This is a genomic window from Nocardioides segetis, assembly GCF_051390595.1.
Taxonomy (GTDB): Bacteria; Actinomycetota; Actinomycetes; order Propionibacteriales; family Nocardioidaceae; genus Nocardioides.
The window spans coordinates 41425-67726 of record NZ_JBNINR010000003.1 but is presented as its reverse complement, the minus strand read 5'-3'; the positions used below and the strand labels follow the sequence as shown (position 1 = coordinate 67726).

Below are 26302 nucleotides of genomic sequence, written 5' to 3'. Positions count from 1 at the left end.
CCGGCGAGAGCCTGCACTGCTCCGAGCGCCTGCTCCGGGGTCGAGGGCGGATCGTAGGCGCGGGGGTGAGTGGCAATGGCGAGGAACTCGTCCCCCTTGGTCCCTCCTCGTCTGCTCTCGCCCCTCGTCGCCCGACGTCGCCCGACGTCGCCCGGCACCGGCGTGAGCCGGCTCACAGGTCCTTGTTAGCCTCGGGAGCGATGACTCGCGACGTGGCGCAGGCGGTTCCGGACCGCAGGGCGGAGCCGGTGACCCCGGTCGTCCTGGACACCTTCCTCAACACCCCCGTGACCCGGCCCGGCGGCGGGCTCGGCATCTGGCGGGTCCCGACGGCCACCATCGGCGACGAGGAGCTCGAGGTCGCTCGCGACTGGCTCGACGAGGACGAGCGGCGGCAGGCGTCGTCGTACGTCCGGGCCGAGCTGCGGCTCGCCTACGAGATCGCGCACGCCGCCGCGCGCCTGGTCGTCGGCGCGGCGACCGACACGCCACCGGAGAAGGTCGTCTGGGGCCGGCATCCCTGCCCGGGGTGCGGTGAGCCGCACGGCCGGCCGCGCGCCGAGGGCGCGGGCGTGGAGTTCTCGCTCAGTCACACCCCGGGGCAGATCCTCGTGGCGGTGACTGAGGCGCCGGTCGGGGTCGACGTCGAGCGCCACCCCGACGACCCGGTCGCTCTCGCGAAGCTGCTGCACCCGCGTGAGTCCGAGGAGATCGAGGCCGCCGCCCAGGGCACCCTCGACGGCGGCCGGGCCACGGTCCGGTTCACCCGCGCGTGGTCACGCACCGAGGCGTACCTGAAGGGCATCGGCATCGGGCTGGGCCGCGACCCCCATCTCGACTACCTCGGCACCGACGAGGCGGCCGGCCGCAGCCTCGGGCCGTGGACCGTGCGCGATGTCGTCGTCCCGGAGGGGTACGGCGCCGCGGTGGCCGTCCTCGCCTGAGCTCCGGGGGCCGCGCGCGCCAGCACCGATCTGGCGATCCCTCCTCGGATCGTGCGGCGTCACCGGGAGCCAAGGTTAAATCTTGCGCCCCAGGCGCACTTTTACCCGAAATCCCTCCACCCGGGACTTTGGTCCTCCCTACGCTGCTGGGTGGGATCCGTTCGTCCCCTCCGTCTCGGGAGGTGCGGGCGCTCGGAGGAGGCAGTGTCGACCCGGGTTCGCGGTGGGGCGTGGACGGCGGGCTCGACGGCCTCCGGTTCTCGGCCGCCCGATTCAGCATCATGGCAGCTTGTCGCGGCACCCCTCGGCGCGACGCAGTGGGGGGTACCCGAACATGTCCATCTCCGTGCGCCGACTCCGGCGCCCTGCCGAGCCGGAGCGGGCCGCGACCGCCCGCCGGTGGCGGCACTCGATCGCTCTCGCGCTGCCGGCCCTCGTGCTGGCCAGCGCCACCCTCGGCGGCCCGGCCCTCGCCGACGACGCCGCCGACCCGGGCCCTGATCCCGCCACCGCCCCGTCGGCGTCCTCGCCGGAGACCCCGGCCGAGCCCGCCGCGGACCCGAAGCCGGAGCCCGCGCCGGAGTCCGAACCGGAACCGAAGCCCGCGCCGGAGCCCGAGCCGGCCCCGGAGCCGAAGCCGGAGCCGGAGCCGAAGCCGAAGCCCTCCACCGAGCCGGGTGCCGACGAGGGCGATCAGGCCGGCGAGAAGCCGGCCGACGCGCCCGACGAACCCGCCGAGGAGCCGGCCGACGCGTCCGCCGACAAGGAGGACGCCGCGCCGGGCGACGCGTCGACCGGACCGTCGGAGCAGACCACGCCGGCCGCGGAGTACACCGCGGTCCAGGCCGCGGCCAAGGCCGGCAAGGCTCCGAGCGCCGTCGTGCCGCAGGCCGTGAACGACAAGAAGGTCGTGGTCTGCAAGTACGTCAGCACCCCGGGCGGCTACTCCCACCACGTCATCGTCCCGTCGGTCAGCTCGCTCAAGGACTGGACGCCCGCGATGGGCTTCCCCTCCTTCGCCTTCGCCGACGCGCACGACTCGATCGTGATCCGCTACCTCGACGACAGCGAGATCCCCGGCCAGGTGCCGAACTCCGCCTGCCCGACGATGGTGAACCCGCCGACGCTGACCCTGCTCAACCCGTGCGGCGCCAACAACACCAGCTGGGCCGACCCGGCCAGCTCGCCGGCGTACACCTGGGTGCGGAACCCGGACGGGTCGATCACCTTCACCGCGAACCCGGGCTACCTCTTCCCGTCGAACACCCCCGGCGGACTGACGTCCTTCACCAGCCCGCCGCCACCGGTGGACACCGACCCAGTCAACCAGAACTGCGGCAACACCGACATCGTGGTCACGCCGCCCGCGCTGCAGATGGACGACCCCTGCGGCGTCGGCAACGCGATCTGGCTGAACCCGGGCAACACCGCCGCCTACACGGTGGCGATGGACACCCCGGGCGCCGGGCAGGTCACGCTCACCGCGAACGCGGGCTACACCTTCCCCGGGCCGTCGCCGACCCACGTCTACGCCCCGCCGGTGGAGACCAACACGGATCCCTGCCCGACCGTCGTGCAGCCGCCGGTGGTGCCCACCGTCAACCCGTGCGGCCCCGACAACGTCGCGTTCGGCACCGTGCCGGCCGGTCCCTGGACGTCGTCGGTCGACCCGGGCGACGGGTCGCTGACCCTCACCGCGACGGGCAACAACGTCTTCCCGGGCGGGACGAAGCTGCACGTCTACAACCTCCCCGCCGACAACGACCCGGCGTGCCTGGTCGCGCCGGCGCTGGCGCCCAGCGACCCGTGCGGTCCCGGCAACGCCGCCTGGATCCCGCCCGTCGCCACCGCCGGCTACACCGTCTCGGTGGTCAACGGGGTGATCCAGCTGATCGCCACGCTCGGCAACCTGTTCGTCGGCGACCAGCCGACCTACACCTATCCGGCCTCGGCGCCGGTCGACTCCGGTGTGGTGTGCGAGGTCGGTGGCGTCCAGGAGACCGCGCCGCCGAAGAAGTCGGACGACGACACCGGCGCGGTCGGTGGACAGCAGGCCACCGCGCTGCCGAACACCGGTGGTCCCGACGGCTGGCTGATGCCGCTCGGCGTCCTGCTGGTGCTCGCGGGCGCCGGGCTGGTCCTCGCCCGCCGCGGCCAGGTGGCGTAGCGCACGCGGGCCGGGTGCCCGACGTACGGAGCCCGTGCCGGGAGTCCCCGGCACGGGCTCCCGTGCGTCCGGGGCCGGATGCGGCGGGGCGACGCGCGTGACACTCAGCGTCGCGCGATCGCGACGCCCGCGAGCAGCAGGACGATCAACCACATGACTCCGCCGGCGATCCACAGCACGTAGGGAGAGACGCCCCGGAGGCCGGATCGGTTGCCTCCTGCCCGGGATCGGTTCGCCGAGGACCGGTCGAGCCGGGTCGGACTTCTGTGATGGAGAAAGTGCTCCCGGTCAGTTTCTGCGCTGCGCGAAGGTGGGGCGACGCCGGGCGCCCGGCCCGCCGTCTGCTCGTGGAGGAAGAGATGAACGCATCGATGTCCGTCGCCGACCGGGGAGTCCCCGCCCGCACCGCCCGGGCGGCCGAGATCGCCACGCTGGCCGAGCGTGACTGGCGGTTGCTGATCGGCGGCGCGCTGGTGCCGGCCGAGGGCGGGGCCACCTTCACGGTGAGCGACCCCTACACGCAGGAGGCGATCGTCGCGGTGCCCGACGCCTCCCTCGCCGACGTCGACCGGGCGGTCGCGGCGGCCGAGGCCGCGCTGCCGGGGTGGCGGGCGACGCCGGCGCTCGAGCGCGCCGCACTGGTGCGGCGGTTCGCGGACCTGGTCGAGGAGCACGGCGAGGAGCTGGCCCTGCTCGACACGGTCGACGCGGGGTCCCCGATCTCCAACGCCCGCGTCGACGTGGAGGTCGCGCTGCTCCAGATGCGGATGTACGCCGGGTTCGCGCTGGAGATGAAGGGCGCCACGATCCCGGCGAGCGAGAACCTCCACCTCACGGTGCGCGAGCCGGTGGGGGTGGTCGCCAAGATCTTCCCCTACAACCACCCGCTGATGTTCGCCTGCCGGATGGCTGCCCCGCTCGTGGCCGGCAACCCGGTCGTGGCCAAGCCGCCGGAGGCGGCGCCGCTCTCGACCCTGCGGCTGGCCGAGCTGGCCCGGGAGGTGTTCCCGCCGGGCGTGGTCAACGTCGTCGTCGGCGACGGACCGGCGGTGCCGGACCGACTGGTGCGGCACCCGGCGGTGCGTCGCATCGGGTTCATCGGCTCCGAGCCGACCGGGCGGGCGATCCAGCGGGCGGCGGCCGAGAGCGGCGTCAAGCAGGTGACGCTCGAGCTCGGCGGCAAGAACGCGATGGTGGTCTTCGAGGACGCCGACCTGGAGCGGGCGGCGGCCGGCGCGGTCGCCGGCATGAACTTCACCTGGTCCGGCCAGTCCTGCGGCTCCAACTCGCGGCTGCTCGTGCACCGCTCGCTGCACGACCGGCTCGTCGAGCGGGTCGTCGAGCTCGTGGAGGCCCGCACGATCGGCGACCCGCTCGACGAGGGCTCGGAGCAGGGCACCATGATCAACCGCACCCAGTTCGACAAGTCGCTGTCCTACGTCGACATCGCCCGATCCGAGGGTGCGGTGGTCCGCACCGGCGGTGGCCGTCCCGCCGGACCGGGCTTCGAGGACTCGCTGTTCGTCGCGCCGACCGTGCTCGTCGATGTCGCGCCCGCCTCGCGGATCGCCCGGGAGGAGGTCTTCGGGCCGCTGCTCTCGGTGATCGCCTTCGACACCGAGGAGGAGGCGGTCGCGATCGCCAACGATGTGGAGTACGGCCTGACGGGCAGCGTGTGGACCAAGGACCTCGACCGTGCGGTCCGCGTCGCGCGGGCCCTCGAGGCCGGGTTCGTGTGGGTCAACGGCTCGAGCCAGCACTTCCCCAACGTCCCGTACGGCGGGGTGAAGGCCTCCGGTGTGGGCGGCAAGGAGGAGTGCCTCGAGGAGCTGCTCTCCTACACCGAGGAGAAGGTCATCAACATCATGACCTGACGCGCCGTGAGCTCGTCGCGTGCCCCGTGCCCCCGGGGCGAGGACGTGTCGAGGAGCTCGAGCCGCCGGCGGCTCAGAGACCCAGTGCGGCCACGTCGAGCTGCAGGTCGTGCCGGCTGGTCATGATCAGCTGGATCGACTCCGGCGCGAGCAGCTCGGGGAAGCGGGCCGAGGGGGCCGAGACGGACATCGACGCGATCGCCCGGCCGGTCCCGTCGCGCAGCGGCACGGCGACCGCGCTGACGCCCTTCTCGGTCTTCTGGTTGGTGGTCGCGAAGCCGTTGCGCCGGCAGGCGCGCAGCTCCCGGAGCAGTGCGGCCAGGTCGCGGTCGCCGAGGGCGTCGCCCATCGCGTCGGCCCCGTCGCTCTGGTAGAGCCGGCGCAGCGCGTCGTCGGTCAGGTCGGCGAGCAGCGCCTTGCCCCCGGCCGACGTGCTGGCTGGCAGCACCGCGCCCATGCGCGAGACGATGCGCAGCGTCCGGTTGCCCTCCTGGCTCCACAGGAAGTGGATCTTGGTGCCGACCCGGACCACGAGGTTCGCCGTCTCGCCGGTGCGGTTGGACAGCAGCTCCAGGTGCGGTACGGCGACGTCGCGCAGCTGCCGGGTCCACGACAGTCCGACCGGACCCACCCCGAGCGCCGGCCCGGGGCGATAGGCCTTCGACTCGTCCTGCACGGCGAAGCCGTGGAAGACGAGCATCGACATCAGCCGGTGCACGGTCGACTCGGCGACGTCGAGGTCGCGCGCGGCGGTGCGCAGCCGCAGCTCGCCGTGATCGCGGAGCATCTGGATGAGCCGCAAGGCGCGGTCCACCGACGACACCATGTAGGCCGGCACCTCGCGGGACTTCTCGGGCTTCTGCATTCCAGAAGTATCTGGTCCTGCCTTCTGCAAGACAACAGAGTTGAGGGACCGGCGTGACGGGCGTCACCCACCGGACCGGCGGCACCACCGCGGTCCGCCATGCCCCGGACCACGCCTCTCTCGGAGCCCCACCACCACGGGTGGACGACCTCCCGTGCCCAGGAAGGAAGCTCGATGACCGACACCACCCTGCAGCGGCCCGGCCCCCGCACGCAGCCGGCGGCGGGCCCGCGGCGGCGTACCGCCGGCTGGCGCTCCCTCGGCTACCGCTACGGCATCGTGGCGGTCTGGATCGTCGAGATCGCCGTCTTCGCGGTGCTCGCCCCGGAGACCTTCCCGACCGCCGCCAACATCACCTCGCTGCTCAGCTCGCAGGCGGTGCTCCTCCTCCTCGCCCTGGCGTTGGTCCCGACCCTGGTCACCGGGGAGATCGACCTGTCGATCGCGGGGACCATGACGATCGCGGCGACCACCGCCGCGCAGCTCAACGCCGTCGCCGGCCTCGGCGTGTGGCTCGCGGTGGCCCTCGGGCTGGGCGCCGCGCTCGCGGTCGGGCTGGTCAACGCCTTCCTCACCGTCAAGGTCGGCGTCGAGAGCATCATCGTCACCCTCGGCATGGGCACGCTGCTCGTCGGCCTGTCGGTCTGGCTCAGCGACTCGCTCACCATCAGCGGCGTCTCGCCGGAGCTCGGCAACCTGCTCAACACCCAGCTGGCACGGGTGAACACCGCCTTCTTCCTGGCGATCGGCGTCGGCGTGGCGATGTGGTTCGTCTACCGCCACACCGTCTTCGGCCGCGGCGCCGTCTTCGTGGGGAAGAACGCCGAGGTGGCCCGGCTGTCCGGCCTCCCGGTCGCGCGGATCAAGGTGCTCAGCTTCGTGGGGACCGCGCTCCTGGCGGGCGCCGCGGGCATCGTCGTCATCGGCATCGCCGGCGGTCTCCAGCCCACCTCCCTGCAGACGCTGCTGCTGCCCGCCTTCGCCGCGGCCTTCCTGGGCTCGGCGATCGTCGAGCCCGGCACGTCCAACCCGATCGGCACGATGATCGCCGTCCTCTTCCTCGCCACCGGGATCAGCGGCCTCGTGCTGGTCGGCCTGGACCCGTGGATCCGCGACGTCTTCTACGGCGCCGCCGTGGTCGTCGCCGTCACCGTCTCGCGCATCGCCGCGATGGCCGCCCCGTCCGCGGGGCGTCCGTGAGCTCGGGCTCCGTCCCACCTCTGCATCCCAAGGAGAAGTCGATGTCCTCAGCACCACGGATCCCCGGCCGCGCCGGCAGGATCGTCGCGGCCCTGTCCGCCGCCGGTCTGGCCGCCGCGCTCGCCGCCTGCACGTCGCCGGCCGAGACCGCGTCGGGAGGCGGGGGCGGCGACGTCCCGCAGGCCGTCGTCGACAACGTCGCGGCGCACACCGGGCCGGTCGAGGCGACGTACGCCGGCCCGGCCTTCGACGTGAGCGCGCTGCGCGGCACGACGGTGTGGTGGGTGACCCAGTACGCCGGCAACCCGTTCCTGGCCAGCATCGGCCGCAATCTGACCGAGGCGCTCGCCAGTGTCGGCGTCGAGGTCACCACCTGCGACGGCAAGGGCAACCCGGTCGACGCCAACGCCTGCATCCAGCAGGGCATCGCCCAGGGCGCCGACGCCATCCAGGTCGACGGGCCCGAGCCGGCGACGTACGCCGAGTCGCTGGCCGCGGCGGAGAAGGCGGGGATCCCCGTGCTCTCGGGTGCCGCCGTCGACGTCACCACCACCGACCTCGCCGACGGCCTGGCCGGCCAGACCAGCCAGCCGTTCGCCCTGACCGGCGAGCTGGCCGCCGACTGGATCGTCCGCGACTCCGGGGGCGAGGCCGACGTCCTCTTCCTCACCACCCCCGACGTCGTGGGCTCGGTCTCGGAGCAGAAGGCCTTCGAGGAGCGGATCGAGGAGACCTGCCCGGACTGCTCGCTCACCGTCAAGGGCGTCACGCTCGCCAACTGGGCCAACGACCTCGGCCCGACGACCAGCTCGGAGCTGGTGAAGAACCCGGAGATCACCTACGTGGTGCCGGCCTTCGACCCGATGACGCAGTTCACGAACCCGGCGATCCTGCAGGCCGGGCGCAGCGATCTCACGGTGGTCACGGTCAACGGCAACCTGCCGTTCCTGCAGGAGCTGGCGAAGGGCTCGCCGATCAAGGCGATGGTCGGCATCGACCTCGACGCGCTGGCCTACCTGGAGGCGGACCAGCTGCTGCGGGCGATGGCCGGCCAGGAGACGCTGTCGGAGGTGGTCGCGCCGGTGCGGATCTTCGACCAGGACAACGTCGGCGACCTGGTGCTGGAGGCGGACGCCGCCGACGACGGCTCGTGGTACGCCGGCAGCGGCGCCTACGCCGAGCTGTTCGCCGGGATCTGGAAGCAGTGACTCCGGTGGGGGCGGTCATCGAGCTGCGTGACGTGCGCAAGTCGTACGTGCCGGGCGTCCCGGTGCTCCAGGGCGTCGACCTCGACGTCCGAGCCGGTGAGGTGACCGCCCTCGTCGGCGCCAACGGCAGCGGGAAGTCCACGCTCGTCAAGATCCTCAGCGGCTACCACGAGCCCGACCGCGGGTCGCGGATCCACTTCGGGGACCAGGATCTCGAGGGGCACATCCATCCCGCGCGCGCCCGTGCCGCCGGCGTCCGCTTCGTCCACCAGGAGTCGCGGATGGTGACCGGCCTGTCGGTGCTGGAGAACCTCCTCGTCGACCGGCTCGCGGCGGGGTCCCTCGCGCGGCTGGACTGGCCGGCCGAGCGGCGCCGGGCGCAGGCCTTCCTCGACGACCACGGCATCGGCGTCGACGTACGCGACGACGCGGGCACGCTGTCGCTCGCCGACGCGGCCAAGATCGCGATCGCCCGGGCGGCCGGGCCGGAGAGCGACGGCGGACTGCGGGCACTGATCCTGGACGAGCCGACCGCCGCGCTCGGTCGCGACGACGCGGCGGAGATGCTCGACTGGGTGCGCGCCCTGGCCCGGAGCCGTGCGGTCGGCGTGCTGCTCATCGGTCACCGGCTCGAGGAGATCCTCGCGACCGCCGACCGGGTCGCGGTGCTGCGCAACGGACGCATCGTCGCGGACACGCCCGTGGCGGAGCTGGACCACGACCGGCTCGTCGAGCAGATCGTCGGCCGCGCGATCGACGCCTACTACCCGCAGCGCGACGGCCGGACCGGGGCGCCGGTGCTCGACGTCGCCGACCTGAGCGGCGGCGCGGTGCGGGGGATCTCGTTCTCCGTGGCGGCCGGGGAGGTGCTCGGCATCACCGGCCTGCCGGGCTCCGGCTTCGAGGACGTGCCCTATCTCCTCATGGACCCGCGCTCCGGCGCCCAGGGCGAGCTGACCGTCGACGGCCGGCGGATCCGGGTCGCGAGCACGCCGGTGCGCACCCGGGTGCGAGCCGGGCTCGCGCTCGTGCCGGCCGACCGCAAGCGCCGCGCGCTGGCCACGTCGGTGTCGGTCACGGGCAATGTCGGCCTGCCGCACCTGCGCCGGTTCCGGCGTTGGGCGGGGCTCAGCGCCCGCGCCGAGCACCGCCTCGCCGACGGCGTCGTGCGCGACTACGCCGTCTCGCCCGCCGACGCCGGCGCCCTCGCCGGCAACCTCAGCGGCGGCAACCAGCAGAAGGTCGTCATCGGCAAGTGGATGTCGACGCGGCCCCGCGTCCTCGTCGTCCACGAGCCCACCCAGGCCGTCGACGTCGGCGCCAAGGCGGAGATCTTCGCGCTGCTCGCGGCCGCGGCCGCCGGTGGCATGGCGGCCGTCGTGGTCAGCGTCGAGTACGACGACCTGGCCCACCTGTGCGACCGGGTGCTGGTCGTCGGTGCCGGCCGCGTCGTCGCCGAGCTCGCCGGCGACGCGCTCACCCCCGCATCGCTCGCCACCACCGCGTACCGCTCGGGGGTCGAACCCCTCCCCGAGCCGGCCCCCATGCGCTGAACTAGGAACCGAAGGAAACCCGAGGAATCATCATGACCACTCATCACGACACCGGGACCGGCGCCAGCCAGGACCTCTACATCGGCGTCGACACCGGCGGCACCTTCACCGACATCGTGGTGATGGACGCCGTGGGCACCGTCTACGCCACCAAGGCGCCCACCACGCCCGACTCCCTCGACGTCGGCGTCTTCGACGCGCTCGCGCTGGTCGCCGAGCACCGGGGCGAGACGGTGCGCGAGCTGCTGGGCAAGGTGGTGACCTTCGGCCACGGCACCACCCAGGCGACCAACGCCCTGATCGAGCGCCGGGGCCGGCCGACCGGGCTGATCACGACCCGGGGGTTCGGCGACACCCTCATCATCCAGCGGCTGATGGGCTTCACCGCCGGGGTGCCGGTCGAGAAGCTCGGCGACTTCAGTGAGCGGTCCTACCCGGACCCGATCGTGCCGCGCGACCTCATCGCCGAGGTGCCGGAGCGGGTCGACCACGCCGGCGAGGTCGTCGTCCCGCTGGACGAGGAGGCGGTCCGGGCCGAGGTGCGGCGGCTCGTGGACGCCGGCATCACGTCCTTCGCGGTGTGCCTGCTCTGGTCCTTCCGCAACCCGGCGCACGAGCGGCGGATCGGCGAGATCGTCCGCGAGCTGGCCGGCCCGGCGGCGTACGTCAGCCTCTCGAGCGAGGTGAACCCGGTGCTCGGCGAGTACGAGCGGACCGCGACCACCGTGCTCAACAGCTACCTGGGCCCGGTCGTCGAGCGCTACCTGGAGAGCCTGGAGGCGCGGCTGCGGGCGGAGGGCCTGGCCGGCCGGTTCAGCGTGCTCAACAGCATCGGCGGCGTGATGAACGCCCGCGACGCGGCCCAGCGCGGCGTGCTGCTCCTCGGCAGCGGGCCGACCGGCGGCGTGCTCGGCTCGCACCACCTGGCCGCCCAGCTCGGCCACCGCAACATCATCACCTCCGACATGGGCGGCACCAGCTTCGACGTCGGCCTGGTCGTCGACGGGAAGCCGGTCGTCAAGGCGGTCACCGAGGTCGCGAAGTACCACGTCGCGACACCGATGGTCGACATCACCGCGATCGGCGCCGGCGGCGGCTCGATCGCCACCGTCGTCAACGGCAAGCTCCGCGTCGGTCCGGCCAGCGCGGGCTCCTATCCCGGTCCGGTCTGCTACCGGCGCGGGGGCACCCAGGTGACCGTCACCGACGCGGACGTCGCGCTCGGCGTCATCGACCCCGACAACTTCCTCGGCGGCCGGATGGCCATCGACAAGGCCGCCGCGGAGGAGGCGATCCGCACCCAGATCGCCGAGCCGCTGGGCATCAGCGTGGTCGAGGCCGCCGCCGGCGTCCGCGAGATCGTGGACGCCCGGATGGCCGACACCCTGCGGGAGCTGACCGTCGGGCGCGGGCACGACCCGCGCGACTTCGTCCTCTACGCCTACGGCGGCGCGGGCCCCATGCACTGCGCGGGATTCGGCGCCGAGCTGGGCGTCGCGTCGATCGTCGTCCCCGCGACCTCGATGGCCCACAGTGCGTACGGCGCGCTGAGCGCGGACATCCACCACGGCGCGGAGCGCTCGGAGTCGCTGCGCAGCTCGCGCGCCAGTGCCGCGCCGTGGGAGGAGTTCGACCGCTCCCACGTCGAGGCGATCTTCAAGGAGCTCGAGGAGGAGGTGCTGGCCAAGCTGGCCGGCGACGACGTCGCCGAGGCCGACATCGTGATCGACCGGTCGATCGACATGCGCTACCGCAGCCAGACCCACGAGCTGATCATCCCGGTGACCGGGGACCTCGCGGACCCGGACTGCCTGCACGACCTGGTGCTGCTCTTCGAGCGCACCTACGAGGAGACCTACGGCAAGGGCTCCGGCTTCCGGGAGGCCGGCATCGAGCTGACGACCTTCCGGGTCGCCGGGATCGGCCGCACGGTCAAGCCGACCTTCCGGGCCTTCGAGCCCACCGCCGGCGCGGACACGCGCACCCGGCCCGTGTTCGACGTACGCGCGGGCGACTGGTGCGAGGCGTCCGTCGTCGACTGGGACGCGATGGAGCCCGGCCGGCAGCTCGCCGGACCGGTCGTCGTCGAGCACCCCACCACCACCGTGTACGTCGCCCACGGCCAGCGGGTCCACGTCGACGCGATCGGCAACCTGCTGATCACCCCCCAGACAGGAGCAGACGCATGAGCACCACCGCACTCGACCCGATCACCTTCGAGGTGATCCGCAACAAGCTCTCGGCGATCACCGAGGAGCAGGCGACGACCCTCAAGAACGTCTCCGGATCGCCGGTCGTGACCGAGGCGACCGACTTCAACGTCGGGATCTACCTCGGTGACGGCTCCGTCGTCACGATGGGCCCGCAGGTGCTCTTCCACTCGGGCTCGATGGCCAGCGTGGTGCGCAACATCATCGCCGACTGCGAGGAGAACCCCGGGATCGCCGAGGGCGACATGTTCGTGCTCAACGACCCCTACAAGGGGGCGTTGCACCAGATGGACGTCACCTTCGTGGCGCCCGTCTTCGCCGAGGGCCGCCGGGTCGCGTGGGTGGGCGCGTGCGCGCACCAGATCGACGTCGGCGGCATGAACTTCGGCAGCTGGAGCCTCGCCGCCCGGGGCATCCAGGAGGAGGCCATGCTGCTGCCCGGCATCAAGCTCGTCGAGGGCGGCGAGATCCGTGCCGACCTCTGGTCGATGCTCATGGGCATGACCCGGATGCCCACCACCGTGGGCCTGGACTTCAAGGCGATGATCGCGGCCAACAACGTCGCGGCCGGCCGGCTCACCGAGCTCTTCGAGCGCTACGGCCTCGACACCGTGCTGGAGGTGATGGCCCACGAGCTCGACCACTCCGAGCGCGAGCTGCGCCAGGTGCTGAGCACGCTGCCCGACGGCGTCTTCCGCGCCGTCGACTGGATCGAGCACGACGGACACGAGAACAGGCTCTACGAGTTCCGGCTGACCGTGACCAAGACCGGCGACGCGCTCGACTTCGACTTCACCGGCACCTCGGAGCAGGCGCCCGGCTTCATCAACTGCACCTACTCCGGCCTGGTCGCCGGCGTCTTCACCGCCCTGCTGCCGACGCTGGCGCCGAACCTGCGCTGGAACGAGGGCCTGTTGCGCCCGGTGTCGATCACCGCGCCCCAGGGCACCGTCGCGAACGCCACCTGGCCGGCACCGGTCTCGAGTGCGACCGTCTCGGCGGTCTGGGTGGTCACCAACGTCGCGTTCGGCGCCCTGTCGCGGCTGGTGACCACCGCACCGGAGGTGGCCCGGCACGGCGCCGGCGTGACCAAGGGGTCGATGAGCGTGATGGTGCTCAGCGGCCTGTATCCCGACGGCGATCCCTACGGCAACTTCCTGCTCGACTCCACGGCCGGCGGAGGCGGCGCCTACCGCGACCACGACGGTCTCACCGCTTCCGGCGACTTCTGCGTCCCGCGGCCGGCGATCGCCAACGTCGAGTCGCACGAGGCCGACGGGCAGATCCTCTTCCTCTACCGGGGGATCGTGCCCGACTCGTCGGGTCCCGGCCGCCAGCGCGGCGGCTCGACCGTCGGGCTCGCGCTCACTCCTCACGGGACCGACCAGCTGCAGGCGATGCTCATCGGCCACGGCGTCGAGGTGCCCAACAGCGCCGGCATCTTCGGCGGCATGGAGGGATCCTGCAACCGCAACGAGCTGCTGCACCGCGTCGACGGCGTCTCGCCGGTCGGCCGGGTGCACTCGGCCGCCGACCACGCGACCTGGACGGGCGAGCGGGAGACCATGAACGCCAAGCCCGGCTTCTTCACGCTGCGCCGGGGCGATGTCGTGTCCTACAGCTTCCAGGGCGGTGGCGGCTACGGCGACCCGATCGACCGCGAGCCGGCCCAGGTCGCCCAGGACGTGGCGACCCGGCAGGTCGGCCGGGAGACCGCGGCCGACATCTACGGCGTCGTGCTCGACGACGCGCTCGCCGTGGACGACGCGGCGACCGACGCCCGACGGGCCGCGATCCGCGCCGAACGGCTGGGTTCCGCGCCCGCCCTCGCCACCGGCTCCGCCGACAGCGAGGACGGCCGGTGCCTGACCCCCGACCTGCGCGTCGCCGCGGACGGCCACGTGCGCTGCACCTGCGGCCACGACCTGGGCGCGGGAGCGGACTGGAAGCGCTCCGCCCACCGCCGCACCGTCCCGGCGCGCGCACACGGTCCGCTCCTGCGGCTGCACGAGGAGCTGGAGCTGCGCGAGTACGTCTGCCCCGGCTGCGCGCGCCTCCTCGAGTCCAACGTCGCGCGGGTCGGCGCCGCGGACCTGATCACCTCGGAGCTGAGGTGACGACCTTCCCGCGGTACGCCGTGCGCACCGAGGTGGTCACCGGGCTGGGCAGCCTGACACGACTGGACGCGCTCATCGCCGGCTTCGGCCGGCGCGAGGTCGCCGTCGTGGCCGACACCGCGCTCGACCGTGCCGGCGTCCTCGACCGCGTGCTCGACCACGCGCCCACCGCGATCGTCGTCAGCCGGGTGCTGGTCGACCCGGACCCCGACATCGACGTCGTCGAGCAGGCGGTGGAGCAGGCGCGGTCGGCGGGAGCGCGGTGCGTGCTCGCCGTCGGCGGCGGGTCGGCGCTCGGCGTCGGCAAGGCGGTCGGCATCCGGCTCACCAACGACCAGCGGATCGATGCCTACGAGGGGCGGGACAAGGTCGGCGAGCAGCCGGCGCCCACCATCGCCGTCCCCACCACGGCCGGCAGCGGCAGCGAGGTCTCCAACGCCCTCGTCCTCCACGAGGCCGGGCGCGACAACGAGATCGTCGTCCGCGGGGAGCTCTGCGCCCCGCGGGCGGCGGTGCTCGACGCGAGCGTGCTCCGCAGCCTCCCGCGCGACCCGCTCGTGCACTCCGCCCTCGACGCGCTCTCGCACGCGCTGGAGGCGCTGTGGGCCAGGGGAGCGAGCTACTTCACCACCGCGACGGCGATCCCCGCGGCTCGCTCGATCATCGAGCGGCTGCCGGTCGCGGCGGCGGGCGTCGGCGACGGCAGCAACGCCGCGGGCGCCAACGACGAGACCCTGCAGGAGCTGCTCGAGGCGAGCTGCGCGGCCAACATGGCCTGCGGCAACAGCGGTCTCGCCCTCGTCCACGCCTTGTCGTCCTCGCCGTCCGTCCCCGTGCCGCACGGCCTGCAGAACGCCGTGCTGCTGCCGCATGTGGCCCGCTTCAACACTCCGGTGCTCGCCGCGGAGACGCTGGCCCTGCTGCCCCTCGTCGAGGAGCTGTACGACGGGCTGGGCCTGGTCGCCTCCTTCGCGGAGCTGGGCCTGCCCCCCGGATCCGTGGACGGCTCCCGCATGCTCGAGGCGAGCGCCCGCAACCCGTTCCGTGCCAACAACCTGCGCCCGACCACCGACGCCGACCTGATCGCCCTGCTCCGGGCGGCGGGGGCGACCTTCCCCGAGGAGACCCGATGACCGACGACCTGCGCACGCAGCTCGCCGAGGCCAACCACATCCTGTTCGACCAGGGCGTGCTCGACGCCTTCGGGCACGTGAGCGTGCGCAGCGCGGAGCGTGCGGACCGGTTCCTGCTGGCCCGCAACATGGCGCCCGTGCTGGTGACACCCGCGGACATCCAGGAGTACGGCCTCGACGGTGCGACGCACGACCCCGCGCCGTCGTACCTCGAGCGCTTCATCCATGCCGAGATCTACCGCGCGCGCCCCGACGTCCACGCCGTCGTGCACAGCCACTCCGCGTCGGTCATCCCGTTCGGGCTGTCGTCGGCACCGCTGCGCCCGCTCTTCCACATGGCCGGCTTCCTGGCACAGGGGGTAGCGCGCTTCGAGATCCGCGGCACGGCCGGGGACGCGACCGACCTGCTGGTGCGCGACGCCCCGCTCGGCGCCGCGCTCGCCGCGTCGCTGGGCGACGCGCCCTTCGCGCTGATGCGCGGGCACGGCTCGGTCGCGGTCGGGCCATCGCTCCCGCTGACCGTCTACCGCGCCGTGTACGCCGAGGAGAACGCGGCTCTCGTGCTGCGGACCCTGCCCCTCGCGGACGTCGTCGCGCTCACGGAGGGGGAGGGGCACGCGGCGGCGGAGACCAACGCCGGGCAGGTGGCCCGGGCGTGGGACATGTGGCGCCGGCTGGCCGCGCGGCACGAGGTGCTGCGCGCCGGCTGACCCGGCCGACCCGGTTGCTCGCCGGTCAGGCCGGGTCGGCCCCGGCGAGCGTGGCGAGCCAGTGCCGGAGCAGCGCCACCTCGTGCTGTCCGAGCTCCTTCTCGGCGCCGGCCAGCACGTGCAGCAGCTGCCGGGCGAGATCGGCGCGGCCGGTGGACCCGGCGCCCACGGCCCCGGGCAGGCCGGTGATCGCCGCGATCGTGGCGTCGCGCACCTGGTCGGCCAGGGCGAGGTCCGGCTCGGCGGCGGTGATGAGGAAGAGGGTCACGCCGACGTTGGCGGCGAGCACGTGGTCGGCGGCGGCCGCGGCCGGCACGGCCAGCCGGCCCTGCGCCTCGGCCTCGCGGCACAGGCGGAGCAGGGCGGCGTACGGTGCCGCGGCGGCGTCGGGGCGCCGGTGGGGGGTGACCTGCCCGTACATCAGGGCGTAGAAGCCGGCGTGGTCGAGGCCGAAGCGCACGTGCGCGTCCCAGCCGCGGCGGATGTCCTCGACCGGGTCGCCGCTCGGCTCGGCCGCCTCCTTGAGCGCCAGATAGCTCGCGAAGCCGTACTCCACGACGGCCGTCAGCAGTCCCTCCTTGCTGCCGAAGAAGTGGTAGAGCGTGGGCAGCTTGACGCCGACGCGGTCGCAGATCGCGCGCAGCGGCACGTCCTGGCCGGGCGCGTCGCTGATGAGCGCCGCCGCGGCCTCCAGGAGCTCCTGGCGTGTATCGCTCTTGCGTTCTGCTGTCACATCGATACAGTAACTCCCGAAGCCCGATACATGGTCCGTGTATCGCTGAGATAGGGAGGAATGCCCATGTCCGTCTCCACCACTCTCGAGGGCAAGAACGTCCTCGTCGCGGCCGGCGCCAAGAACCTCGGCGGGCTGATCAGCCGCCAGGTCGCCGCCGCCGGCGCCAACGTCGCCGTCCACTACAACTCCGCCGCCACCCGGCCTGCGGCCGAGGAGACCCTCGCCGCGGTCGAGGCCGCGGGCGGCAGGGGCGTGCTGCTCACCGGCGACCTGACCGACGTGCCCAGCGTCGAGCGGCTCTTCGCCGACGCGGCGGCCGCGCTCGGCCCGGTGGACGTCGCGGTCAACACCGTCGGCAAGGTGCTCCGCAAGCCGATCGTCGACACGACCGAGGCCGAGTACGACGACATGCTGGACGTCAACGCGAAGTCGGCGTACTTCTTCCTGCGTGAGGCCGGTCGCCACCTCGCCGACCACGGCAAGATCATCACCATCGTCACCTCGCTGCTCGGCGCGTTCACCGACGGCTACTCGACCTATGCCGGCGGCAAGTCGCCCGTCGAGCACTTCACACGGGCCGCGGCCAAGGAGTTCGCGGCGCGCGGCATCTCGGTGAACTCGATCGCGCCCGGTCCCATGGACACGCCGTTCTTCTACGGTCAGGAGACGCCCGAGCGGGTCGCCTTCCACAAGTCCCAGGCGCTCGGCGGCCAGCTCACGAGGATCGAGGACATCGCGCCGATCGTGCGCTTCCTGGCCACCGAGGGCTGGTGGATCACCGGCCAGACCATCTTCGCCAACGGCGGCTACACCACCCGCTGAAACCACCCGCCGAACCACCCGCTGAGAGAGGATCCACCGATGAGCAAGGACATCCCCGAGCCGGTCGCGACGCTGATCGCGGCCGTCAACGGCCACGACGAGGAGGCCTTCTTGGACTCCTTCACTGCCGACGGCCAGGTCGACGACTGGGGTCGCGTCTTCCGCGGTCGCGCGGCGATCGACGGCTGGAGCCGCAAGGAGCTGATCGGCGCCGAGGGGACGCTGAGCGTGCAGTCCGTGACGGCCGATGGCGACGAGGTCGTCGTGGTCGGCGACTGGCGCAGCAACTACGCGAACGGCCTGAGCCGCTTCACGTTCGCCGTCGCCGGCGACAAGGTCTCCGCGATGACGATCCGCGAGGGCTGAGAGCCGACGCTCCGAGGTGGTCGGACGCCGGCCGGAGGCTCAGGAGTCGAACCCGAGTCCCAGCGCGTCCAGGGTGCGCAGGAACGCGTTGCGCCGGCCCTCCCGGTGGTCCGCGCGGTCGAGCGAGGCGCGGGTGAGATTGATGCCGAGGCTGGCGAGGGGCTCCGGCGGGAAGGGGAGCGGGCGCCGGCGGACCATGGCCAGCTCGGTCCGCTCGCTCCGCTCTCCGGCCAGCAGGTCGAGCAGCACCTCGGCCGCGAACCTGGTCGCGCCGACGCCCAGGCCGGTGAAGCCGGCGGCGTAGGCGACCCGGTCGTCGCGGGCCAGCCCGTAGAACGCCGTGAAGCGGGTGCAGGTGTCGATGGCGCCGGCCCAGCGGTGCGTGAAGGTCAGGCCCTCCAGCTGGGGGAACGTGGCGAGGAAGTGGGACGCCAACCGCTCGAACGTCTCGGGCCGGTCCTCGTAGCCGGCGCGGACCCGGCCACCGGTGTGGTAGACGGCGTCGTACCCGCCGTAGAGGATCCGGTCGTCCGCGGTCAGGCGCGCGTAGTGGAACTGGTTGGCCAGGTCGGCGAGACCCTCGCGGCCCGTCCAGCCGATGGACGCCAGCTGGCTGCCGGACAGCGGCTCGGTCATCAGCACGTAGTCGTAGACCGGCACGGTCATCAACCGGTTCCTGCGGAGCAGGGACGGGAAGGCGTTCGTCGCCAGGACGACCTGGTCGGCCAGCACCTGCGCGCGGGCGGTCTCGACCGCGATCGGTCCGCGCGTCCGGGTGCCGCCGATCGTGGACACCCGCGAGTGCTCGTGGATCTCGACGCCGAGCTCGCCCGCGACCCGAGCGAGCTCGAACGCCAGCCGCGCCGGATGGACCAGGGCGCATCCGTCGGCGTCATGCTGTCCGCCCAGGAACAGGGGGCTGTCGATCCGCGCCCGGACGGCTGCGGCGCCCATCGCGTCGTCGTCGAGCCAGGCGAGCTCGTGCGGCTCGACGGCGACGCTCAGCGCCCCGGTCCGCTCCCACGCGCAGTCCAGCCCGAGGGTCGAGACGTCGCGCTCGAAGGCGTCGAGGTTCTGCCGGCCGAGGCGTTCGAGAGTGGGGTACTCCTCGGGCCACCGCGACCGGCCGTTCTCCTCGCCGTGGGTGATCGACGCCTCGCAGAATCCCCCGTTGCGGCCGGACGCCGCCCAGCCGATCGTCTCCGCCTCGAGCAGCACGACCCGCGTCCCCGGGCTGCGCCGCTTGGCCTGGATCGCCGACCACAGGCCCAGGTAGCCGCCGCCGACGACGACGAGGTCGGCCTTCGTGGTGCTGTGCAGGGGCGGGTGGGCGGTCGGGGTGCCGACGTCCTCCAGCCAAAAGACAGCCTGCCTGCTGGGCCGCAGTGCCTCGCGTACGACGCGGGGGTCGGGGGCGTGGCGTTCGTAGGCCGTCGGGCGCGGCGGGGGGATCATGCGCCGGCCCGCGACGCGGCCGGTGTGCCGGGCCGGTCGGCCGCGTTCGGCCGCAGGAGGCCGCAGCGCTCCGCGAGGACGGCGGCCTCGGTGCGATTGCTGGCCGCCAGCTTGCGCAGGATGCTCTCGACGTGGGTCGTCACCGTGCGGGGCGCGAGGACGAGCTCCTCGGCGATCTGCGCGTTCGACAGCCCGTCGCGGATCAGCGCGAGCACCTGGCCCTCCCGCGCGCTGAGCCGGGCGGCGTCGAAGCGGGCCAGGGTCACCGCCCAGTCGGTCAGCACCGGTCGCGCGGCGATCAGCGCCGCCATGGTCTCGGCGTCGAACAGCGGTGCCCGCACGCTGACGTGCAGCAGGGCGACGCCCCGCCCGCCCGGGGACCGCAGGACGATCGACGTCCCGTTGCGGAAGCCGGCCGGGCCGTACACCGACTGGGCCTCGTAGCTCTCCCGGAAGCGAGGGATGTCCTCCCAGCGATGGAGGGTCTCCGGCCGCCGGAAGACCAGCTTGAGAGCGTCGCAGTGGCGCGTGTAGCGGGCGGTGGTGTGGTGCCGGGCGGTCTCCGGCGGGTACTCGAGGTTGAGCATCTCCCGATGGGAGCCGTCCTCGGCCGAGACCGCCATCAGGCCGATGGCGGAGGCCTGGGTGCTCCGCAGCATGTTCTCCCCGAGTCGACGGCACTTGTCCCCGGTGGAGCTGGCCGCCGCCAGCTCCAGGAGGTCGTCGAAGCTCGTGTGATTCACATCACCCAGTGTAAGGGTCCATTGTTTCGACCGTATTGCCGTCCACGTGCTCGTTGCGGAACCCTGGTGGGCCGTCGACAAAAGGACTACTCCTGAGTCCAATTACGTCTTTCTACCGATACCGGCGGCCCGTCCAGCCTCCTAGCGTCCTCGGTCACCGGCCCCCGCACCCGGGGCCACGGGACACGAGGAGACACACCATGCGCCGCACTTCCTCCCACCGGATCGCCCTCGCGACCGGCCTTCTCGCCGCCGGGGCCGGCCTGGCCGCCTGCAGCCAGGAGGACGAGGCCCTGGCCGGCTGCGAGACGTCGTACACGATCGGCTTCAGCCACCCGGTCGGCGAGGCCGCTGCCCCCAAGGCGATCAAGCGGATGGCCGCCGAGTACGCCGAGGAGAAGGGCTGCATCACGTTCCTCCTCGACAACACCACGGCCAGCAACCTCGAGAGCCAGCGGGCGACCGTCGAGGGCTGGATCACGCAGAAGGTCGACGCGATCTTGATCTTCCCCGTCGACCCGTCCGCCTTCACCAACCTGCAGCGCCAGGCGCAGGAGCAGGACACCGCCTGGTTGACCTACGCCACGCCGATGGAGGGCGAGGACGGCGGGGTGGGGTTCGACAGCGATCAGGCCGGGACCATCATCGCCGACGACATGTCCGCCTGGATCGAGGAGCACCACCCCGACGGCGGCATCTCGGCGGCGATCACCACCCTCAAGGCACTGACCACGATCACCGGTCGCTGGGAGAAGCCGGAGGCCGCCCTCGAGGAGCTCGACGTCCCGGTCGTCTCGATGCAGGACTGCGCCGACCAGACCTGCGGCCTCCAGATCGCCGAGGACGCCCTGCGCGAGAACCCCGACCTGCGGGTGTTCATCGGCCTCAACGACGACGCGGCGCTCGGAGCCCAGAAGGCCTTCCAGAACGCGGGCCTCAGCGCGGACGAGGTCTACATCGCCGGCTCCGACGGCGCGCCCGAGGCGCTCGAGAACATCAAGGACCCCGGCGACGGAGCCTTCCGCACCACGGCCGCGCTCGAGGTGCAGTCCCTGGCCCGGGACATCGTGGACAACTCGATCGCCGCGATCACCGGCGACGGGGAGACCAGCTCCCTCACGCCGGCGGTCCTGGCGAAGACGGGCGACGACGCCACCATCGACGAGCTGCTCGCCCAGCTCAACGGCTGACGTGTCCGCGGAGCCGGCCGGATCGGGCCTGACGATCGCGAACCTCCACAAGTCCTACGACGAGAACCGGGTGCTCCAGGGCATCGACCTCACCTTCGGCTTCGGCGAGGTGCACGCCCTGCTCGGCGCCAACGGGGCGGGCAAGTCCACCCTCCTCGGGTGCCTCAGCGGAGCCGTCCACCCCGACCGGGCGGACATCCGGATCGGGGACAGGTCCTATGACGGCTTCACCCCGCGCCGCGCCTTCGACGCCGGCATCGCCATCATCTACCAGCACTTCCAGCTGATCGGGCCGCTCTCGGTCGCCGACAACATCTTCCTCGGGCGCGAGCTGCGCCGGCCCACCGGCACGGTCGATCGCCGCCGCCAGGAACGGGAGGCCGGCGAGGTGCTGGCGGAGCTGGGGCTCGACCTGGACCCGCGGGCGCCGGTCGACGGCCTGAGCGTCGGTGCCCAGCAGATGGTCGAGATCGCCCGCGCCGTCCGGCTGGACCCGCGGGTGCTGATCCTCGACGAGCCCACGGCGGCCCTCGGAGCGCACGAGGTCGCGGCACTGCTGGCCCTGGTCCGGCGGCTGGCGGCACGGGGCATCGCGGTCGTCTACGTGACGCACCTGCTCGGTGAGGTCCTGGAGGTCGCCGACCGGGCGACGGTCCTGCGCGACGGCCGGGTGCACTGGACCCGTGCCCGCGCGGAGCTGACCCTCGCCGGCCTGGTCGAGGGCATCTCCCCGGACGCGGCCACCGACCGCCGGCGGAGGCGGACGGCGGTCGGGCCCGAGGTGGTGCTGGACCTGGCCGGCGCCCGCTCGGACTTCACCGGTCCCGTCGACCTGGAGATCCGCGCCGGCGAGGTCGTCGGCGTGTTCGGGCTGCTCGGCTCCGGACGCACCGACCTGCTCGAGGCGCTCTCGGGCGTCCGGCCGCTGCGCGCTGGTGCCGTGCGGATCGACGACCGGCCGGTCCGGCTCGACTCGCCCCGCGCCGCCCACCGGGGTGGCGTCGCACTCGTCCCCTCCGACCGCAAGGCACAGGCGCTGTTCGGCAGCATGTCCGCCGTCGAGAACCTGCTGATGCCCCATCTCGGCCGGCTCGCCGGGCGGCGTACGGCGATCCGCAGTCGCCGGCGCGAGTCCGAGGTCTTCGCCCGGATGGTCGAGACCGTCGACCTCGTCCCGCCGCGCGCCGCCCAGCCCGCCGACGGGTTCTCGGGCGGCAACGCCCAGAAGATCGCCGTGGCCCGCTGGACCTGCGGGCTGGGGAACCCCCGGCTCCTGCTCCTCGACGAGCCGACCCAGGGCGTCGACATCGGCGCCCGGCACGACCTCTACGCCCTGGTCCGCTCCTGGGCCGCCGAGGCCGGCGCCGCCGTCCTCTTCTCGACCAGCGACCCGGAGGAGGTGCTGGCCCTCGCCGACCGGGTGCTCGTCCTGGTCGAGGGCCGCGTCGTCCACACCGGCCCGGCCGACCTCGAGGAGTCGGCCCTGGTCGCCCTCGCCCAACCCGCCGTCACCGAGAGGAGCGTCGCCTCGTGACGACCCCGCCCACCGCCCCGTCCAGCCCGCCCGGTCCGTCCACCGCCGTGGTGGCCGCCGCCCCGGACACCGAGCCGCCCCGCCGTCGTACGGCGCGCGCCGGCGCGGTCGTCAGCTGGGTGATGCCGGCCGCGACCGTCCTGCTGATGGCCTACTTCTCGGTCGCGACCGAGAACTTCCTGACCTTCGACAACCTGGCCGCCGTCCTCACCCAGAACGCCGCGGTGTTCATCGTCGCGGCCGCGGCCGCCATGCTGCTCATGGCCGGCTACGCCGACCTCTCGGTCGGCTCGATGATGGCGCTCGCGGGGGTGAGCGCCGGACTGGCCTTCACCCACCACGGCGTGCTCGCGGGGCTGGTCGTCGGCCTCCTGGTCGGCCTCGTCGTCGGCACCCTCAACGGCGTGCTCATCGGGGTCTTCGAGATGTCGCCCATCGTCGTGACGCTCGGCGGCCTCGCCGCCTGGCGGGCGCTGGCGCAGTACCTCGCGCCGGACTCGGTCTTCGGCTTCCCCGACGCGGTGGGTGACTTCGCGATCGGCCGCTTCCTCGGCCTCACCTGGATCGCCTGGATCGCGATCGTCGTCTGCGTCGCCGCGGTCGCGGTGATGGCGCTGCTGCCGCTGGGCCGCCACATCCAGGCGATCGGCGTCAACGCGCGCGCCGCGTTCCTCGTCGGGATCCGCGTCAAGGGCACGATCCTCGCCCTGTACGCCGTCGTGGGCCTCGCCGTCGGACTCGCGGCGCTGCTGCAGATCGCCCGCCTCGACAGCGCGCCGTCCGGAACGCTCGGCGTCGGCTTCGAGGTCACCGTCCTCACCGCGGTGCTGCTCGGCGGCATCCCGTTCACCGGCGGCCGCGGCAGCATGTGGCGCGTCCTCGTCGGCGTCTGGCTGATCGCCGTGCTCAAGAACGGCCTCACCCTCCTCAACTACGGCCCCGAGGTCGCCGGCATGGTCACCGGCGCCGTCCTCGTCGTGGCCGCCGCACTCGAGGCCGTGGCCGTCGCCGCGCGCCGCCGCGGTTGACCCCGCAACCGTTCCCACCGTCCACCGGCAAGAAGGAGCCCCGTCATGTCCACCCTCCCCGTCCGCGCCTACGCCGACGCCCTGTCCTACGAGCGCGGCGGTGTGCTGCGGCTGCACGTCAGCGCCACCGGCCCCGTCGACGTCCGGCTGATCCGGATGCGCAGCGCCGACGCCGCCGACCCCGCACTCGACGCCGACGTCGCCTGGGCCGCCGCGGGCGCGTACGACGCCTCGCCCCAGGAGACGTGCGTCGGCTCGTTCCTGGTCGGCGAGCTCGCGGCGTCCGCACCGCCGCAGAGCGCGGCGGTGAGCCTCGGCGCCTTCGTGTGGTCCACCGACCACGCGGCCGCTCCCGTGCAGGCCCTGGTCTCCCTGGCCGGAGGCCCGGCCCTGGAGCTGCGCGACGGCTGTCCGGCGATCGTCGACGCGGCCGGGGTCGTGCTCGCCGTCGGGTCACGGATGGCCGACCACACCTGGCACCTGGTGGTCGCCAGCCTGGAGCCCGACGCCGTGCGGATCACGGTGACGCCGGTCGACCGCGTCCGCGGCCGCGCCGAGGAGGTCGTCGTCGCCGGTGCGTTCGGGCCGTACGCGGTGCGCGGGCCGGTCACCGTCGGCGCCCGCGACGGGCATGGCGTCGTACCGGGGGAGAACGGTGCGCGCGGCCTGGCCGCCGACGGCTTCAACGGCAAGCTGGAGGACCCCTTCGTCAGCGTCGGCGCGGTCGGTGCCGCCCAGGCCGCCGCGGTCGTGAGCGGCGACCTCGAGCTGTCCGACCTCGATCTCGTCGCGGCCTGGGACCTCTCCTTCCGCCACGGCGAGGACCCCGCCCTCGCGGCCGCCGTCGCCGCCCGCCAGCCGCACGGCACCCTGGTCAACGGGCCGGCCCGCGGCGTCACGGGTCGCCGGTTCACCGGCCGCGCCCTGGACTACAGCGACGCCCCCGGCGAGTACGCCGCGGTGCACGTCCACAGCACCGACCTCAACGACGCGGGCTGGGACTGCGTGCTGGAGGCGGCGCTGCCCGAGGACCTCGAGAGCGGTGTCTACGGCGTGGTCGTCGAGAACGCGGACGGCTCCGACGTCGTACCGATCACCGTCGTGCCACGCGCCGACGACCCCCGCAGCAAGGTGCTCGTCGTCCTGCCGACGTTCACCTACCTGGCCTACGCCAACGAGGCCCTCTTCAACGGCCTCGACCCGACCGCCATGACCGACCAGGAGGTGGTCGTCGAGATCGAGGACGAGGCGCACGTCGGCGACGCGTCCTTCGGCCTGTCGATGTACGACACGCACCCCGACGGCAGCGGTGTCATGCTCTCGTCCGCGCGTCGGCAGATCGTCAACATGCGCCGTGGCTACCGGATGTGGCTGGTCGACGCCGGCCGGTCGTTCTCCTCCGACATGTACCTCGTCGAATGGCTCGCCCGGCGCGGCATCGCCTGCGACGTCGTGACCGACCTGGAGGTCCACGAGCGAGGGGCGGCCTACCTGGCGCCGTACGCCGCCGTGATCTCCGGCTCGCACCCGGAGTACACCTCGGAGGAGATGCTCGACGCGCTCACCGACTACCGCGACGGCGGTGGCGGACTGCTCTACCTCGGCGGCAACGGCTGGTACTGGGTGACCGGCGTGCTCAGCACCGCCCCGCTCGTGACGGAGATCCGCCGCGGCCACGCCGGCATCCGCTGCTGGGAGTCTCAGCCGGGTGAGCTGACCTTGATGTCGACGGGGCTGCCGGGCGGGCTGTGGCGCCACCGCGGCCGGGCGCCGCAGGTCCTCTCCGGCGTCGGCTTCGCGGCGCAGGGCTGGGGGAGGTCCGAGCCGTACTACCGCTCCGCCGCGGCGGGCGACCGGCAGTGGGCCTGGGTGTTCGAGGGGGTCGAGGACGATCCGATCGGCGCGTACGGCGCGGTGATGGGGGGCGCCGCCGGCGACGAGATCGACCGCGCCGACGTCAGCCTCGGCACGCCCGAGCACGCGGTCGTGCTGGCCTCGTCGCGCGGCCACTCGAACTTCTACCAGCGCGTCCTGGAGGAGATCGGGATGAACCTGCCCGACCACGGCGGCGGCGAGCAGGACCCCGAGGTCCACGCCGACATCGTCTACTTCCGCACGCCCGAGGGCGGCGAGGTGTTCAGCACCGGGTCGATCGCCTGGTCCGGGGCGCTGCTGGAGAACGGCACCGAGAACGGCGTGTCCCGGATGACGGAGAACGTGGTCCGCGCCTTCGTCGCCAGGAGGGCGGAGGACGCCTGAGCGGGGTGACCAGGGCCGGACCATCCGAGGACCAAAAGCCGTTGGGAACGGGCCGATCAGCACCTTCGACCGCCACGCTGAGCACCAGCGTGCGGAGTCGTCCGCAGCGCGCGTCACGATCTCGAGGAGCAGTCATGGGCTGGTCGCCGTTCACCGCATCGCCACCGAACCCGCTGAGGCAACGCGGG

General features: G+C 73.1%; 20 protein-coding genes. 16 read left to right on the top strand and 4 right to left on the bottom strand.

Going from position 1 to position 26302, the window contains the following annotated elements; genetic code table 11:
• Nucleotides 1-200 precede the first annotated feature (200 nt).
• The 3 genes from ACPZVR_RS06665 to ACPZVR_RS06655 all read left to right on the top strand — a co-directional run bounded on the left by ACPZVR_RS06665 (nt 201) and on the right by ACPZVR_RS06655 (nt 4985).
• Nucleotides 201-944, top strand: a complete 744-nt coding sequence (locus tag ACPZVR_RS06665; protein ID WP_436698795.1) for a 4'-phosphopantetheinyl transferase family protein — start codon at nt 201-203, stop codon at nt 942-944.
• 334 nt (nt 945-1278) lie between these two features.
• Nucleotides 1279-3111, top strand: coding sequence for an LPXTG cell wall anchor domain-containing protein (locus ACPZVR_RS06660; protein ID WP_436698794.1), 1833 nt, complete (start codon nt 1279-1281; stop codon nt 3109-3111).
• A 359-nt stretch (nt 3112-3470) separates the two neighbouring features.
• On the top strand, nt 3471-4985 hold the full coding sequence (locus ACPZVR_RS06655; protein ID WP_436698793.1) for an aldehyde dehydrogenase family protein: 1515 nt from the start codon (nt 3471-3473) through the stop codon (nt 4983-4985).
• Nucleotides 4986-5058: 73 nt separating this feature from the next.
• On the opposite strand, the gene ACPZVR_RS06650 is transcribed toward ACPZVR_RS06655, so the two are convergent.
• Nucleotides 5059-5850, bottom strand: coding sequence for an IclR family transcriptional regulator (locus ACPZVR_RS06650; RefSeq protein WP_436698792.1), 792 nt, complete (start codon nt 5848-5850; stop codon nt 5059-5061).
• Nucleotides 5851-6024: 174 nt separating this feature from the next.
• Here ACPZVR_RS06650 and ACPZVR_RS06645 point away from each other — a divergent pair, with 174 nt between their 5' ends.
• From ACPZVR_RS06645 to ACPZVR_RS06615, 7 genes are read left to right on the top strand one after another with little or no spacing between them, the layout of a single operon-like run.
• Nucleotides 6025-7050, top strand: a complete 1026-nt coding sequence (locus ACPZVR_RS06645) for an ABC transporter permease (protein WP_436698791.1) — start codon at nt 6025-6027, stop codon at nt 7048-7050.
• A gap of 41 nt (nt 7051-7091) precedes the next feature.
• Entirely contained in the window at nt 7092-8258 is a 1167-nt protein-coding gene (locus tag ACPZVR_RS06640) for a sugar ABC transporter substrate-binding protein (RefSeq protein ID WP_436698790.1), read from the top strand.
• Nucleotides 8259-8263: 5 nt separating this feature from the next.
• On the top strand, nt 8264-9811 hold the full coding sequence (locus ACPZVR_RS06635; RefSeq protein WP_436698789.1) for a sugar ABC transporter ATP-binding protein: 1548 nt from the start codon (nt 8264-8266) through the stop codon (nt 9809-9811).
• Nucleotides 9812-9843: 32 nt separating this feature from the next.
• Nucleotides 9844-12000, top strand: a complete 2157-nt coding sequence (locus tag ACPZVR_RS06630) for a hydantoinase/oxoprolinase family protein (protein WP_436698788.1) — start codon at nt 9844-9846, stop codon at nt 11998-12000.
• On the top strand, nt 11997-14138 hold the full coding sequence (locus ACPZVR_RS06625; RefSeq protein ID WP_436698787.1) for a hydantoinase B/oxoprolinase family protein: 2142 nt from the start codon (nt 11997-11999) through the stop codon (nt 14136-14138). Before ACPZVR_RS06630 ends, ACPZVR_RS06625 begins: the two co-directional genes overlap by 4 nt.
• On the top strand, nt 14135-15271 hold the full coding sequence (locus tag ACPZVR_RS06620) for an iron-containing alcohol dehydrogenase family protein (protein WP_436698786.1): 1137 nt from the start codon (nt 14135-14137) through the stop codon (nt 15269-15271). Before ACPZVR_RS06625 ends, ACPZVR_RS06620 begins: the two co-directional genes overlap by 4 nt.
• On the top strand, nt 15268-15981 hold the full coding sequence (locus ACPZVR_RS06615) for a class II aldolase/adducin family protein (protein WP_436698785.1): 714 nt from the start codon (nt 15268-15270) through the stop codon (nt 15979-15981). The genes ACPZVR_RS06620 and ACPZVR_RS06615 overlap by 4 nt, the downstream gene beginning before the upstream one ends.
• A gap of 25 nt (nt 15982-16006) precedes the next feature.
• On the opposite strand, the gene ACPZVR_RS06610 is transcribed toward ACPZVR_RS06615, so the two are convergent.
• Nucleotides 16007-16714: a TetR/AcrR family transcriptional regulator gene (locus ACPZVR_RS06610; protein WP_436698784.1), complete on the bottom strand. Its 708-nt coding sequence runs from the start codon at nt 16712-16714 to the stop codon at nt 16007-16009.
• 66 nt (nt 16715-16780) lie between these two features.
• Here ACPZVR_RS06610 and ACPZVR_RS06605 point away from each other — a divergent pair, with 66 nt between their 5' ends.
• Entirely contained in the window at nt 16781-17539 is a 759-nt protein-coding gene (locus ACPZVR_RS06605) for an SDR family oxidoreductase (protein WP_436698783.1), read from the top strand.
• 39 nt (nt 17540-17578) lie between these two features.
• Nucleotides 17579-17905: a nuclear transport factor 2 family protein gene (locus ACPZVR_RS06600; RefSeq protein ID WP_436698782.1), complete on the top strand. Its 327-nt coding sequence runs from the start codon at nt 17579-17581 to the stop codon at nt 17903-17905.
• Nucleotides 17906-17944: 39 nt separating this feature from the next.
• Here the strand turns inward: ACPZVR_RS06600 and ACPZVR_RS06595 are convergent, their stop codons facing one another.
• Entirely contained in the window at nt 17945-19360 is a 1416-nt protein-coding gene (locus ACPZVR_RS06595) for an NAD(P)/FAD-dependent oxidoreductase (protein WP_436698781.1), read from the bottom strand.
• A complete protein-coding gene (locus tag ACPZVR_RS06590) occupies nt 19357-20103 on the bottom strand; it encodes a response regulator transcription factor (RefSeq protein ID WP_436698780.1) in 747 nt (248 codons plus the stop codon). The genes ACPZVR_RS06595 and ACPZVR_RS06590 overlap by 4 nt, the downstream gene beginning before the upstream one ends.
• Before the next feature lie 200 nt (nt 20104-20303).
• Between ACPZVR_RS06590 and ACPZVR_RS06585 the strand changes: the two genes are divergently transcribed.
• The 4 genes from ACPZVR_RS06585 to ACPZVR_RS06570 are packed head-to-tail and all read left to right on the top strand — an operon-like array spanning nt 20304 to nt 26114.
• On the top strand, nt 20304-21293 hold the full coding sequence (locus ACPZVR_RS06585) for a sugar ABC transporter substrate-binding protein (RefSeq protein WP_436698779.1): 990 nt from the start codon (nt 20304-20306) through the stop codon (nt 21291-21293).
• 1 nt (nt 21294) lies between these two features.
• Complete coding sequence (locus ACPZVR_RS06580) at nt 21295-22827, top strand: sugar ABC transporter ATP-binding protein (RefSeq protein ID WP_436698778.1); 1533 nt, start codon at nt 21295-21297, stop codon at nt 22825-22827.
• On the top strand, nt 22824-23855 hold the full coding sequence (locus tag ACPZVR_RS06575; RefSeq protein WP_436698777.1) for an ABC transporter permease: 1032 nt from the start codon (nt 22824-22826) through the stop codon (nt 23853-23855). The genes ACPZVR_RS06580 and ACPZVR_RS06575 overlap by 4 nt, the downstream gene beginning before the upstream one ends.
• A gap of 45 nt (nt 23856-23900) precedes the next feature.
• A complete protein-coding gene (locus tag ACPZVR_RS06570) occupies nt 23901-26114 on the top strand; it encodes a N,N-dimethylformamidase beta subunit family domain-containing protein (RefSeq protein WP_436698776.1) in 2214 nt (737 codons plus the stop codon).
• Nucleotides 26115-26302 lie beyond the last annotated feature (188 nt).